The organism is Solibacillus sp. FSL K6-1523 (genome assembly GCF_038005225.1).
Taxonomy (GTDB): Bacteria; Bacillota; Bacilli; order Bacillales_A; family Planococcaceae; genus Solibacillus.
Genome location: NZ_JBBOSU010000001.1, coordinates 1809980 through 1823029, shown reverse-complemented (window position 1 = coordinate 1823029; position 13050 = coordinate 1809980). Strand labels below are relative to the sequence as shown.

At 34.6% G+C, this 13050-nt stretch carries 15 protein-coding genes; 6 read left to right on the top strand and 9 right to left on the bottom strand.

Annotated elements, in window-relative coordinates; translation table 11 throughout:
* Window positions 1-124 precede the first annotated feature (124 nt).
* The 4 genes from MHI10_RS08610 to MHI10_RS08595 all read right to left on the bottom strand — a co-directional run bounded on the left by MHI10_RS08610 (window position 125) and on the right by MHI10_RS08595 (window position 2944).
* Window positions 125-772: an L-fuculose-phosphate aldolase gene (locus MHI10_RS08610; RefSeq protein ID WP_340784682.1), complete on the bottom strand. Its 648-nt coding sequence runs from the start codon at window positions 770-772 to the stop codon at window positions 125-127.
* An 83-nt stretch (window positions 773-855) separates the two neighbouring features.
* Window positions 856-1479: a hypothetical protein gene (locus tag MHI10_RS08605; RefSeq protein ID WP_340784680.1), complete on the bottom strand. Its 624-nt coding sequence runs from the start codon at window positions 1477-1479 to the stop codon at window positions 856-858.
* Between the two features lie 174 nt (window positions 1480-1653).
* Window positions 1654-1989, bottom strand: coding sequence for a hypothetical protein (locus tag MHI10_RS08600; RefSeq protein ID WP_340784679.1), 336 nt, complete (start codon window positions 1987-1989; stop codon window positions 1654-1656).
* A gap of 271 nt (window positions 1990-2260) precedes the next feature.
* Complete coding sequence (locus MHI10_RS08595; RefSeq protein ID WP_340784678.1) at window positions 2261-2944, bottom strand: DUF421 domain-containing protein; 684 nt, start codon at window positions 2942-2944, stop codon at window positions 2261-2263.
* A 261-nt stretch (window positions 2945-3205) separates the two neighbouring features.
* Here MHI10_RS08595 and MHI10_RS08590 point away from each other — a divergent pair, with 261 nt between their 5' ends.
* Both MHI10_RS08590 and MHI10_RS08585 read left to right on the top strand, forming a co-directional pair.
* Complete coding sequence (locus MHI10_RS08590) at window positions 3206-3709, top strand: GyrI-like domain-containing protein (protein WP_340784676.1); 504 nt, start codon at window positions 3206-3208, stop codon at window positions 3707-3709.
* 123 nt (window positions 3710-3832) lie between these two features.
* A complete protein-coding gene (locus MHI10_RS08585; RefSeq protein WP_340784675.1) occupies window positions 3833-4120 on the top strand; it encodes a transposase in 288 nt (95 codons plus the stop codon).
* Between the two features lie 34 nt (window positions 4121-4154).
* On the opposite strand, the gene MHI10_RS08580 is transcribed toward MHI10_RS08585, so the two are convergent.
* The gene (locus MHI10_RS08580) at window positions 4155-4325 is read right to left on the bottom strand and encodes a hypothetical protein (protein ID WP_340784674.1); all 171 of its coding nucleotides are present in this window, start codon (window positions 4323-4325) and stop codon (window positions 4155-4157) included.
* Between the two features lie 703 nt (window positions 4326-5028).
* Here MHI10_RS08580 and MHI10_RS08575 point away from each other — a divergent pair.
* The 3 genes from MHI10_RS08575 (at window position 5029) to MHI10_RS08565 (ending at window position 8136) form a co-directional block, all read left to right on the top strand.
* A complete protein-coding gene (locus MHI10_RS08575) occupies window positions 5029-5838 on the top strand; it encodes a hypothetical protein (RefSeq protein WP_340784673.1) in 810 nt (269 codons plus the stop codon).
* Between the two features lie 53 nt (window positions 5839-5891).
* On the top strand, window positions 5892-6425 hold the full coding sequence (locus MHI10_RS08570; protein WP_340784671.1) for a hypothetical protein: 534 nt from the start codon (window positions 5892-5894) through the stop codon (window positions 6423-6425).
* Between the two features lie 137 nt (window positions 6426-6562).
* Window positions 6563-8136, top strand: a protein-coding gene (locus MHI10_RS08565; protein WP_340784669.1) for an IS3 family transposase whose coding sequence is annotated in 2 segments (ribosomal slippage) — window positions 6563-7202 and window positions 7202-8136 — 1575 coding nt in all. Because the reading frame shifts where the segments join, the coding sequence is not laid out codon by codon here.
* Window positions 8137-8208: 72 nt separating this feature from the next.
* Here the strand turns inward: MHI10_RS08565 and MHI10_RS08560 are convergent.
* From MHI10_RS08560 to MHI10_RS08550, 3 genes are all read right to left on the bottom strand, one after another.
* Window positions 8209-8955 (bottom strand): N-acetylmuramoyl-L-alanine amidase, encoded by a 747-nt coding sequence (locus MHI10_RS08560; RefSeq protein WP_340784668.1) that lies wholly within the window; start codon window positions 8953-8955, stop codon window positions 8209-8211.
* Window positions 8952-9356: a phage holin family protein gene (locus MHI10_RS08555; protein ID WP_340784666.1), complete on the bottom strand. Its 405-nt coding sequence runs from the start codon at window positions 9354-9356 to the stop codon at window positions 8952-8954. Before MHI10_RS08555 ends, MHI10_RS08560 begins: the two co-directional genes overlap by 4 nt.
* Before the next feature lie 202 nt (window positions 9357-9558).
* Window positions 9559-9747: a hypothetical protein gene (locus MHI10_RS08550; protein ID WP_340784665.1), complete on the bottom strand. Its 189-nt coding sequence runs from the start codon at window positions 9745-9747 to the stop codon at window positions 9559-9561.
* A 245-nt stretch (window positions 9748-9992) separates the two neighbouring features.
* On the opposite strand from MHI10_RS08550, the gene MHI10_RS08545 reads away from it, so the two are divergent.
* Complete coding sequence (locus tag MHI10_RS08545) at window positions 9993-11000, top strand: acyltransferase family protein (RefSeq protein WP_340784663.1); 1008 nt, start codon at window positions 9993-9995, stop codon at window positions 10998-11000.
* Window positions 11001-11058: 58 nt separating this feature from the next.
* On the opposite strand, the gene MHI10_RS08540 is transcribed toward MHI10_RS08545, so the two are convergent.
* Entirely contained in the window at window positions 11059-13050 is a 1992-nt protein-coding gene (locus MHI10_RS08540) for a glycerophosphodiester phosphodiesterase family protein (RefSeq protein ID WP_340784662.1), read from the bottom strand.

Genomic DNA, 13050 nt, shown 5'->3' with positions numbered 1-13050 from the left:
AGTTGCCTTATTCACCATATATCAGGATACAATCCCACTGAAAAGTCATCAATTAGACTTGCAGTGGGATTTTGTTTTAGATGCGAACAATTTAGATAGACTTTCAGCATTTTTTATTACTTTTTTAAACTTTAGGCATACCATATGTTTTAAAACCTTCCACCATATTTCCCATTTCTACATTATCCAAAATAACAGGTTGTCCAATTCCTCTCCCCCGAACATAAACCTCAGCACAAAGTTCAATTTCTTCTGCGATATTAAACGCCTCTTCTATACTTTGTCCTACTGCTAAAAGCCCATGATTTGCTAGAAGCACAGCTTTCGAATCCTCCATAGCTACTAATGCATTATTAGCAAGTTCATGCGTTCCAAAACTCGCATATTCAGCACATTTAACCATTTTCCCTGCAACAGCTACTAAATACGAAATTGCTGGTAAATCTTCTCTTAAACATGCTAATGTTTTCGCAAAAATAGAATGCGTATGAACTACAGCTAATAATTCAGGGCGTTTCTTATAAACAGCTGTATGCATCGGCCATTCACTTGAAGGTTTACAGTTCCCTTCAATTAGATTATCGTCTAAATCAATCAATACGATATCTTGTGCAGTTAATGCTTCATACGCCATTCCACTAGGGCTAATTGCTACACAGTTTTCTTTCGGTACATAAATACTAATATTTCCACCCGTTCCTTTTGTAAGTCCTGATTTTAATAAAAGTTGACAATAATGTACAATCTTTTTACGTTCTTTTTGTAATTTCAATTAGCACACACCTCTTATTTTTTTGAAATCATCTATTATGACTTTTTAATTGGATATTGAGTTAGCGCTATCTGTTACAGTTATTAAAACAACACGAATGTCTGCTGCTGTTCTTCTGGAATAGTAATATTAGTGTCTTCCCCAGGATATAGATTCACATAAAAAATACAATCTTTCATGCTGGATGATTCATCTCTGATTAAATTTCCTATTTCCACACGTTTCATCAAGGCGACTAAAACATCACAATAAATGCGAGGTCTATTCATAATGCTCACGGACATGCGTTTATCAAAACCAAATTCTTCAATCAAGTTAAAACTAATCGCCACTGCGCTATGTTGTCCATTCAAGACAAGTGCATAAACTATATCCTCAAAAGTCGCACTATGGTCTAGTATTGCCTTCGTCGCTACAACTATTGCGGCATTCTTCTCTATTCTTTCCCGCTCTAAACTTTCTTTGCGATTCCCTTCCTGTTGTTTTCGCATGACTTCGGATTTAAGTATGGCTGTTCTTTTTGCTTCCAACTCATCTAAAATTTCTTTCTTGTCTTTCAACAAGGCTTCCATTCTTTTGTTATCTTCGCGATTTTTTTCTAATTCGATTTCACGTTGACTCTTCCTCTGTTCTTCAATCAACTCTTCTATTTGTTTTTCAAATAGCTTATTTAATCGATTAATTTGTTTATCTAATAACGGCCTCAATATGTTTTGTTATATCCTTAGGTATTACTGTTTTATCAGGGATTCTCTCATAGTATTCGTGATAATACTGATCATCCTTTACTTTCCATAATAGTTCATCAAGTTCATGGTCAATATCATTTAATTCATTAATAAATCCATCAATATCTTTCACTTCGATATTTAAAAATGTACTTAAATGCACTTTCCCGTATTGAATTTTTTTCCTGTTATTTGATTTTCAACTGTAAACATACATCGTAAACGTTGCTTACAGACACATCGTCCATGGCGGTTACCTGGACCGAAATCAACATACTCAGATATCTGCCAGTCTACAACATTCATTTCGTCTTCTTCTAGCTGTATTTCATCTGCTAACTTGATAGCTGTGATTTTTTCGTCTCTCATGAAATTTTCAAATACTGTCTTTCTACCACGTTTTAGTTCATGCTCTAAAAAATCACATTGTTTTGGGGTAAGTACTGAAAACAGTTGTTCTCGTTCATCTGTAGAAAGCCTTTCATACATATGGATCCCTCAACCCTCTTTGAATATTTTCTATAAAACACAAAACAACTAAAATTATAAATATCCCCATTATCATACCATTTTTTTCAACTTAAAAACAAAATGGGCGACCCACTTTGTATAAATTAGCAGAGCAAAAAGGAATGAACCTTTTATCATTCACTCCTTGTTAATTTTTCATAAAACCCAAAAATGCAATCCGAAGGCTAGGAGTAGTAAACAAACATACCCCTCTATTGTAGAGGGATATTTTTGTTTACATCTCACTTCACTAAACTTCATCAAATGTTTGGACAAACATGCCATCATTTTCTAACCACTCCGCGATGAATACATTACGGACATCTGTTACGTTATGGATTTTTAGTTGAACCATCAACCATTCCTCTTCCCTGCCAATATCACCTAATTCATCACTTAATAATTCACCATCTCGAATAATTGTGACTGGTATATGCACTTGTTTTGGGGATTTATGAAAATCTTCTTGGGTCGTTTTTTGATAAGGTGATTTTTTCATGATACTAATGGCTCCATTTGCTTCTAAATAACAATAGGCTACTTCGCGGATAGAAAAAGTTTCTGATTGTCTCAATAGACTTTGGAGTTGATTAATATTCATCCGATTTTTCTTCAATTGTTCCCTATTTACAATTCCATTTCGAATTAACACGGATGGCTTCCCTTCAAACAGCAAACGTAATTTGAGCGATTTCTGTCCCAAATATTCAGCAATTAACAATAATAGAGACCACAACACCATAGAGTAAATGAGATAAAATATACCTGCCTTTTTATCATAAAGTGTATTGCCTAGTAGCTCCCCAAGTACGATCGCAGCTATGAACGTAAAAGGCGTTATTTGATTTATTATTTTCTTTCCTAATATTTTTACAAGAATAAATAACAAGAAGAAGGCAATTATCAGTTCCATCGTTAAATAAAATATATTCAATCATTTAAACCCCTTCCCAAATGAACTATTGTCATTATTATCTTTTTGGGAAGGATTAAACCATTTTCAGCTAAAAGTCCAATTTCTCATGTACTCATCTGCGCATTTTCCATCCTGAGAAATTTAACCCATTCGGAATAGCGCTATTCTGATTATTTGCTATACTTAATTTATTGGATAGCAGGGGGATTTTGGCTTTTCATCAGAAACATATCGCCTAGCCTCCCCCTTACAAACAAATACTTGATTGGAGGAATTATTATGGAACCAAAATTCGTTACACTCCCAGCTATAAAACTTGTTGGTTTTGCTATCAAGACTACTTCAACTGATGGTGAAAATTCAAAGGCAATCCCCGCTTTTTGGGACGACTATATGACTGGTGGAAAGATGGAAAAACTTCACGCCGAAAACTTCATTAAAAAGCATGATGAGTATGGGGTATGCTTTCAAGTAGATATGGAAACGGGCGAATTTGAGTATGTAATTGGGGTTGAACCAATTGAAGGGGCAGAAATTTCAAATGATTACCATGTTTGTGAAGTGCCACCCGCAACTTATGCCGTCTTTTCAACATCGCCCTGCTCTGCAGCAGACTTTGCCCAAAATATTCAAGGCACATGGCATGATATTTTCAATGAATGGTTTCCGAAGTCTGGGTACGAGTATGCACCAAATTGTGTAGACTTTGAATTATACGATGATCGGTGCATGAGTGATGAGGGGAAGATTTGCGACATTTATATTCCGGTAATTAAAAAGTAAAGGTAAATTAGGTGCTCCCTTCCATTAAGCAAAAAAAGCCGCAGCGCTTGTATTCGCTGTGGCTTTTTGTTTATCTACAGTTGATTCTGGGCATAATAGGAATCAAATAAAAGGAGGGATTGTTTGAAATTTTTATTAGTTATCTCAAGCATCGTTGTACCAATTGTTATGCTTTATTTAAAACATAAAAGCCATTCATTTAGAACATTTTTTAACATTGTAGCGATTATTTCAATTATCATTTTTGATAGCATTGCATCAACGTCCATTTACCAAATCATTATTGATGGAGAAGTATTTATGACGACAATCCATAGCCTTTTTTTAAATCCCGTTTTCTTAGTAACTGGTGCTTATCTTGGGACTTTTATTGTTTACAGATTAATGATGCTGACATTGGAAGAAAAGTAGCGCTTCTCTACTTCTTTTAACTCCATTTCCAACTCTAATTTCGCTGAATGTATACGACACTTCCCAATGGCGCGCTAAAAATCAAGTCCTCGTCTGAATCGAAAAAGAAATATGCACCATCTTCTACCGTAATCTCATCGACATCATTTACATCGTTTGTAATTAAACCTTCACTTCCATGCGCAACTACAACTTCATAATCCAATAATATGCCTCCTTTATAAATGGTAATTTAAAGTAAATGATATCATCTAATATAGCACTTATATTGGTTGACTATTCTGAAAATAATGCTGACAGTAATTTAGATTTACTATACAATTCAATTAGATGAACATCATTTATTCGTGCTATTTTTTGTATTTTACTTCTGGTAAAACTATATGCGATATCATCCATATATAGTATGTCTCTGACTTGAAGTTTCTTTTCGCAGATTCATATTCTTTTATGTATAATCAGAAAAACATGATTCGTTTTTATTTGAGAAGAGAGTAAATAGCTGATACATCTACGTTCGGTTTGGAGGTTCAGCCTGTTCTTATAAGGTGCGAATCGTAAGTGCACATGAAATTCCCGGGGGATTCGCACCGAAATTGACCTCATTAATTCACTGTTTTGCGAGGAGGAATAGGTCTAAATTAGTTAGATATTTTTAAAAAAATAATGTTTTTCAGTGAAAACGGGTATTTTCACGCCCTTTTTCACAGTCACTTCCTTGAATGAGTTTTTTTACAACACGTTTTTAAAAATAGAAGATACGAGATATATCTAAGGTATTTGGCGACTTTATCAAGTAAACTTTGTAAATTTAAAATAGCCTTCCGCGAATTTTGTGGAAGGCTATTATTTTTGTTATGTACATTTCCAATTAATTTACCTAAAATGTAATTATTAGGAGGGGTACAATGGATACATTATTTTTTATACTATGGGGTTTGAGTTTAATTGCAATTGTGATATTCATGGCAATGGCAGCATTTCAATTTATCAAAAAAGACAAGGTTGCAGGTAAGAAACAATTGCGAAATCTGGGTATATCCGCTGTTGTTATGATTGCTTCTTTCGCTATGTTTATTACGAATATAGAATCATCAGAAACAGAAGGTGAAAAGGGTTTAAATGATGAAATTGTTGCGACTACTGCAAAGGTCGATGCTCGAGAAAAAGCAGCACTGGAAGAACCAAAAGAAACGTCAGAAGAACGAGATGCTCGATATAAAAAGGAAATAGAAGATAAATTAATTGCTGAACAAAAGGCAAAGGAAGAAGTGGAAACTAGAGAGAAAATTAAACAAGAAGAAAAAGCACGTCAAGAAAACTTAGCAAATGAAGTTACGACTTGGCAAAATAAAGTGAAAGAAATTGCTTCAATTGATGGTACTACGACTAACAAGTATGATGCGATTATGCTCTATGCGAAAGAGTACCCAGCAACAGAATTGGAAATTAAAGAGTTTGAAAAATATATCATCACTGAATATCAAAATAAAAAATATATTTCTGATATCAATAACGCCGAATACATGATAAGTAATATTTTTAGAGCAAATGTTATTAATCGGTACTACGGAAAAGTGAAGTCCCCTATAAATGACTTTGCTTTTGATTTCTACCAAAATACTAAATATACATACCGCGGTGTAGATGCAATTGATAGTGACGCAGTAAGGTCGAATGAAAGACAAATGGATAAAGTTCTAAATAAAATGGAGTAAATTACCGAGTCACTCATTGGAGTGGCTTTTTATATGACTTTGGAGGTTTTTTAATGAATCAATATTTTATGTTAGGATTGACAGCGGGTACATTCATCATTATTGAAATCTATCTTATAATTCTTTTCTTTAAAGGTATTTTAAATAGTTCCAATAATTCCAACAATAAATTTCGAGGGTGTATGGAGAAGGTAAGTTCGTATCTATTAATATTACTGTCATCAGCTACTTTTATAGGAATATATTTGGGGTTAATGTTTATCTCCCCCACTAATGATAGCCCAGATACAAAAGGGTTTTATATTTATTCAGCAAGTACTATAGAAAAAAATATAACAGTAACAGTAATCTTTCTTTTCGAGGCTCTTGTAATTTATTGGTTTACGAAAGCTTTTAAAATAAATCCCTCTATTTTTTTAAAAGCAATGATTTATTTTGTTTTGACGGGTTTATTTTTAAGTTACAATATCTTTTTGATGTTTAGTGACTTAAGTAATACTTCAGGATATTCCAGTCTTGCATTAGGGTCTGTCAGTATTTTTTTAACGCTATTTATAGGATTTTTAACATTTAAAGATGATAAATAACTAAGTAGAACTTTAAAATCATCGTATTCAAATCTATTAAGCTGATAAAAGCCCGACACTCCTTCATCTGATATGCTCCCCATTAGGTAGACAGATTAAAAAATAAAATCTGTTTATCTAAATGGGGAGTTTTTTTCATGCCAAAAAAGGTATTTTCACTAGATGTTAAAATCTTAGCACTTCAATATTTAGAAGAAGGACGTCATACCCAACTTGAAATTTGTAAGATGTTTTCGGTCAATCGACAAACTCTTCAAGAATGGCGCGCTCTTTTTAAATTTGGAGGAATAGAGGCGTTAACACGATCTAAGAAAAATAAGGTGTACTCAAAAGAATTAAAACAAAGTGCCGTCGAGGATTATTTATCAGAACGCTATTCTATGCTTGATATCCTTGCTAAATACGGGATTAGTAGTTTAACAGTGTTCAAAAAGTGGGTGAAAATTTATACTGGTCATAGTGAATTAAAAGATTCGGGTAGAGGAATGAGCCAAACTATGACTAAAGGAAGAAAAACAACTGTAGAAGAGCGTATTGAAATTGCAAAGGCATGCCTAGCGAAGGGGAAGAATTATCAAGAAACAGCAGCACAATATGATGTGTCCTACCAACAAGTTTATCAATGGGTAAAAAAGTTTGAAGAGAGTGGCGATCACGCTTTAGAGGATCGTCGTGGCAAAACAAAACCTACAGAAGAGCGTACACCAGAAGATGGATTGCGTTTAAAAATTCAACAGATGGAGCGTGAAAACGAACGGTTACGTGCAGAAAATCTATTATTAAAAAAGTTAGAGGAAATCGAAAGGAGGCGTCGTTAAGTAGAGTTCGTATTCAGAGCCGTTACATCGCGATTCAAGAGTTGGCGGAGAATGAAAACTTATCGATTGTTTTATTGTGTGAAATCGCTGAGGTTTCACGTGCAGCTTATTATAAATGGATGAAACGTCAGCCATCTGTACGAGAAAGAGAAAACGAACAGCTAGTAGAATCGATTCAACATCTTTATTCGCAAGTAAATGGTATTTATGGCTACCGCCGCATTACAATGACAATTAATCGCCAAAGAACAAAAATGGGCCTAGCTAAAGTTAATAAGAAGCGTATTTACCGCCTGATGCAGATTTGTGGTCTGGAAGCGGTTATTCGACGTAAGCCAAAACGATACCGTAAATCAAAGCCGGATTATGTGGCTGAAAATATTTTAGCACGTGATTTTACTGCGGAAAAACCGAATCAGAAATGGTGTACCGATGTGACAGAATTTAAATACGGCAAAGGTAGAAAAGCTTATTTAAGCGCGATTATTGATTTACACGACAATTCAATTGTCAGTTATGTATTAGGACATTCGAATAACAATAAATTAGTTTTTGACACCATGATTCCTGCAATACAGGAGCTAAAAGAAGGTGAGCAACCGCTTATTCATAGTGATCGAGGTTATCAATATACATCAAAATTCTTCAAACGCATGACAGAAGAAGCGAATATGATTCACAGTATGTCGAGGGTCGGTCGTTGTATCGATAACGGACCAATCGAGGCTTTTTGGGGTACTCTGAAAGTCGAAAAGTATTATTTAAACAAATATGATACATACGAGGCGTTAGAAGAAGCAATCAATACATATATTACGTTCTATCATAACAAACGTTACCAAGAAAGATTAAACGGCTTGAGCCCTCTAGAATACAGGACGCAAGCCGCTTAAAGCATTTTTATTATTTCCACTGTCTACTTGACAGGGAGCAGTTCAATCTTTAGGTATGTCGGGCTTTTATATTTAATTAAATGTACGATTAATCACAGCAGCTTGATAGCTAAGTAGTTCGATATCATTATATTTAGCAATTTTTTCGTCAGTATGAAACGCTGCATCAATAACCTTTGCTCTACGTGCTTTTTTTAGCATTTCACGTATTTCATTTCGACCTGTTGCATTTAATAATTGTTGTACCATCGATGTTTCCTCCTTTGAATGTGGTTTGATAGTGTGACCAATAGCTACCGCTAAAACTTCTGCAATCGCTTGGCAAAGAACCTCGAAATGTTTGTCCATCAAATCAACATCTTTACGGCTATTAACAAATCCAAATTCAATCAGAATGCTCGGTTCATATGTTCTCGTCAATACACCAATGTTATCCCGGTATTTTGCACCGCGATTTGCCAATCCAGAAACGTCACTCATTACTTTTGCTATCTTAATCGCTAAATCTTTTTGAGTACTGTACAGCACTTCCACTCCAATTGGCCGATCAGTTAAAGGACTAGTTGAATTTAAGTGCCCGCTCACAATAAGACCGTTACGATCCTTGTTATGGTGAGCGATTAAATTATTAATATTTTGAGTCTGATTTTTTGAAGTTTTATCCTCGTAATACGTCGCAGGCACTTTATTAGCCACCAAAATATCATAAATCCTCTTGATAAATTTACGGGCATATTTAACTTCATCAACAATTCCATGCGCACCTGTGCCATCACCGTAATGACCTACATGTAATTCGATTTCTGTTGGTTTTGTCATTTTGTACTTCCTTCCCCTGCTTTATCTTTTACAATAGATAAAATATTTTTTATAAAATTCGGTGTAGGTAAGCCCATCTTTGTACCGTTTTCAGTAATACTAATAAATTCAAGCACACAAAATGCAATGGCAGCACCATCACCTGCATACTCAATCCCAGGTACAACCAACGCTAGCAAATATACTGATCCAACTAACATCAAATAATAAATCTTGCGTATGATACCGTTGAAACCGATACGACTATTTAAGTTTTGATTGATTACGCCACTCATAATACCCGTTGCATAATCAATAGCCATGAATCCAATGAGTACAGTCACTGCCATTCCTAAGCCATCCACAGAATAAGATACGATTGTGCCAATCATTCCACTTACTGCAGCAATCCATTTTTCCATTACAACACTTCCTTTTTCATAATAAAAAGGACACGCCATATTGACGCATCCTTCGAATTCCCAAACGCTTGGGATTATCGTTTCATTTAAAAATTACTGCGCTGTGAGACGCGTCGAGAAACTACTTTGTGGGTAATTGCCCGTCTCGATTGCGTACACAATGCATATAAAAAACACTCTCAATTGAGAGTGTTTAATACTATTAACTATTTTTATCTTTGTAATTAAAAAAATCAGATTTCGCTTGAATAAATAGCTCTTCAATTTCGGTGTTATTATAGCCTTCTTTCTCGTAAAAATTAATTAAAGCCAACGTTAAAATGACATTCTTTTCTTCTAAATCGAACCCATTGAAATAACTTTCTAATAGCTCTACACTTCTTATTTTCATGTGAATACCCCTCCTTCCTGTCTCCTCTAATTCGATTGTATAGCAATTAGAAAATACAGGACTGACAGCTTTTTTGCCATGAAAAATAATGCTAGTCATTTGACTGCGTTTTAATACATTTTCGTTATTTTACTTTCATGCGAGTTACTACTCATTTTGGGACTTACATTCAATATTTAAATATCCGTTCCATTTCATTTACATATCCTTTAAAATGAACAACATAATCAAATGGAGGTTATTAAATGAACAAAGAAAGAAATTACAAACTAGATAACACCAAAGCATTATTAATATTTTTAGTAGTTCTTGGACATATGGCTGATTATTACGTCAGTATCTCGGATGATATGAAATTTTTATTTTTCTTTATTTACATATTCCATATGCCATTATTTATATTTTTATCTGGTCTATTTATCAAATCAACTATTGATGGAGCCAGATTAAAAATAGAAAAAGTATTTTCTTATTTAATAATGTTTTTCCTATTAAAGATTTCGCTATTTTTAATAGATAAGTATCTTTTCCTAAAAGATATTAATTTTAATACCTTTAACGAAGGGAACGTACCTTGGTATATGTTTGCTATGGCAGCTTGGATATGCCTAACTTATTTATTAAAAAATATTAAACCATTGTACTTACTTTCATTTTCAATTTTGCTAGGCTTAATTATTGGTTATGATTCGTATGCAATTGACTATCTTGTAATATCCCGAATTATTGTTTATTTTCCTTTCTTTTTACTAGGATACTATTTCACTAGTATTGACTTAATGAAAATAATTAACAGGAAATCAGTTCAATATTTTTCAATTGTTTTCTTGTTATCTCTAATCTCTTTTATATTCATAAACATTCAAGAAATTTATCAGTTCAGAGGTTTCCTAACAGGTCGAAATTCATATGAAGTAATGAATCAATCTGTATTTGGTGGGTTTTACAGGTCCTTCTTTTATATTTTAGCCGCTATTTTAGCATTAGCAATAATGTCTATTATGCCAAATAAAAAATTTGGGTTCACCGTTATCGGTGAGCGCACATTACAAATATTCTTTTTACATATGATTTGCATCTCCCTTCTCCATTATTTCAATGTAGAAGAAACGTTGAAATCTGTATCAAATGGACATTGGCTAAAACTATATATCCTTCTATCAGTACCGCTAACTCTTATGCTGGCATTAAAACCGCTAGAATGGCCGTTCAAGAAAATTATGAGCTTTAAATACACAAAAATATTTAAATAATATCAAGAAATAAAATACACGTTGCTAACCTTAAATCAAGGTTGGACAACGTATATTTTTAAGCAGTTATAGTTATATCTGTAACTGCTGCACCTACTAATTCTGTGTCTCCACCTGCTGACCATAAATAAATATGATCACCTCGATAAGTGCTGTCAACAGCTACAATATTTTGACCAGTGTCTTCTCTTGTCATTGTAATTGTAGTAGGTGTAACATTTATCATTACTGTATATTCGACGCCTGCTGAAACAGGTTGGTCGGTTGTTGTCTGTCCCAGCAAAATACCACTTCCAAATGATCCATTAGACTTCCAAAGATTCATTTGCCCATTTCCTCGAATATTACATACATAACCGTCAGTGTCAGCATCCCATCCATTACCGTCAGCAATTAAACAACAAACCCTTAAGCGCATGCCAGAAGCTTTACCTATCATAGTTTGAGGCAATACAACCTTAAATAAGATAGTATAAGTGGCTTCCCTAGCACCAGATAAGTCACCAAAATATACACATTGATGTTCTGACGTTGTTAAATCGCCCCGACCATGGTTTACGATTTTTTGGTTTTCAACTTTCCAAATACCTCTTGTTCTCCAACCAACACCGACTTTATTTGCTTTTAAGGAAGGTACAATCGACTTAACTAAAGGGGCATCTCCTGTTTTTCTATTAGTCATACCAATCGCGTCTGTAACGTGTCCCATAATGCCATTTGTCATACCATCTACCTGCGATCTAAACCAAACGGGACCCGCGATAATTCGTTTGATAGACGAATTTAATGCTGCATTTACAATTTCAGTTGATGCATTATGAGGAACCTCAATTAACCATGCACTAGCTGTTGCTGCATCATTAACTTTTTGTACAGTATCACACCCCCATACATGAGCAATACACCCTTGAGCTACAATTTCAGTTGCAACGGCGGGTAAATGTGTATTAATGAATACTGAATCTATAAGCTTATATTTTTTTATTAAGCTTGCTAACGGCTCAACAGAAGGTACTCCCTCTTTAGCTTCAATAGTGATAATTACTCTACCACCATAGCGAATTAAAATTTCTTCAATTGTTGGTATCGGTTCATCAGCCCACCCCATTCCGCAATATCGTGAGGTTTCAATATTAGGTAATGCACTAGATAAATGGTCAGAAACTAACCCTGCACCATTCGTAGTGCGATCCACTGTTGTATCATGCATAGCAATCATTACGCCATCTGCTGTTGTACGATAATCGACATCAATTATATGCGCTCCTAGCCTTATCGCCATATCGTAGCCACTAAATCCTCCATCTGCTGCAACAGGAGAATACGGATAGCCAGTAGCCCCTCCGCCTCGATGTGCAGATACGATACCTGACATCGGTAAATCGTCAACCGTCACTTTTTGCACAACATCTTCCAAATGCGTAGTAACTGCTTCTTCGAGTGAGGTCAAATCTGTACTACTTGCCGCGCCAATATCATTTGGAGTTAAGGTAATTTCTCCTTCACCATTCGGTTCTTTTCCATTAACTTTTGATACTGCGCCGGAACCACTCGTTCCTTTAGCAGCCGTCATATGCCAATACCCATTGGATACTATAGGATAATTTGGTGGTGGATTCCCCTTATTAGGTGTGTCATTTGTATAAATGTATGAACTACCTTCGTGAAGAACACTATTATTTTTGTAGTATACAGTTTCGTTATCGTATGTTCCTTTAGTTTGAAAATTATCTAACATATTTTGAATATCGTTGATTGCAGCCAAAGCATTTTGAGCAGCGTTGTTTGCATCGGTAGTCGCATTTTGTGCATCATCAATAACTGTCGTAGCATCATTTAATGCAGCTTCTAAATCAGCAATTATAGTATTCCCTTGATTAAATATCTCATTTAATTGATCAATAAGCGCTTTTATATCTATTTCACCAGTTAGATAATTTATCTGACCTTGTAAATTGGATAGATATATTTCTATAATCGTCCAGTTATCATTTAACTTTTCCCGTTCAACTCGGGACCAATTTGATGCGATCTGATTTAAAATTGTCAT

Bases quoted from the DNA above. Each gene is read 5' to 3' on its own strand.
- MHI10_RS08575 (WP_340784673.1), top strand. From the start codon at position 5,029: ATGGATACATTATTTTTTATACTATGGGGTTTGAGTTTAATTGCAATT.
- MHI10_RS08570 (WP_340784671.1), top strand. From the start codon at position 5,892: ATGAATCAATATTTTATGTTAGGATTGACAGCGGGTACATTCATCATT.
- MHI10_RS08560 (WP_340784668.1), bottom strand. From the start codon at position 8,955: ATGACAAAACCAACAGAAATCGAATTACATGTAGGTCATTACGGTGAT.
- MHI10_RS08590 (WP_340784676.1), top strand. From the start codon at position 3,206: ATGGAACCAAAATTCGTTACACTCCCAGCTATAAAACTTGTTGGTTTT.
- MHI10_RS08555 (WP_340784666.1), bottom strand. From the start codon at position 9,356: ATGGAAAAATGGATTGCTGCAGTAAGTGGAATGATTGGCACAATCGTA.
- MHI10_RS08545 (WP_340784663.1), top strand. From the start codon at position 9,993: ATGAACAAAGAAAGAAATTACAAACTAGATAACACCAAAGCATTATTA.
- MHI10_RS08540 (WP_340784662.1), bottom strand. From the start codon at position 13,050: ATGACAATTTTAAATCAGATCGCATCAAATTGGTCCCGAGTTGAACGG.
- MHI10_RS08550 (WP_340784665.1), bottom strand. From the start codon at position 9,747: ATGAAAATAAGAAGTGTAGAGCTATTAGAAAGTTATTTCAATGGGTTC.
- MHI10_RS08600 (WP_340784679.1), bottom strand. From the start codon at position 1,989: ATGTATGAAAGGCTTTCTACAGATGAACGAGAACAACTGTTTTCAGTA.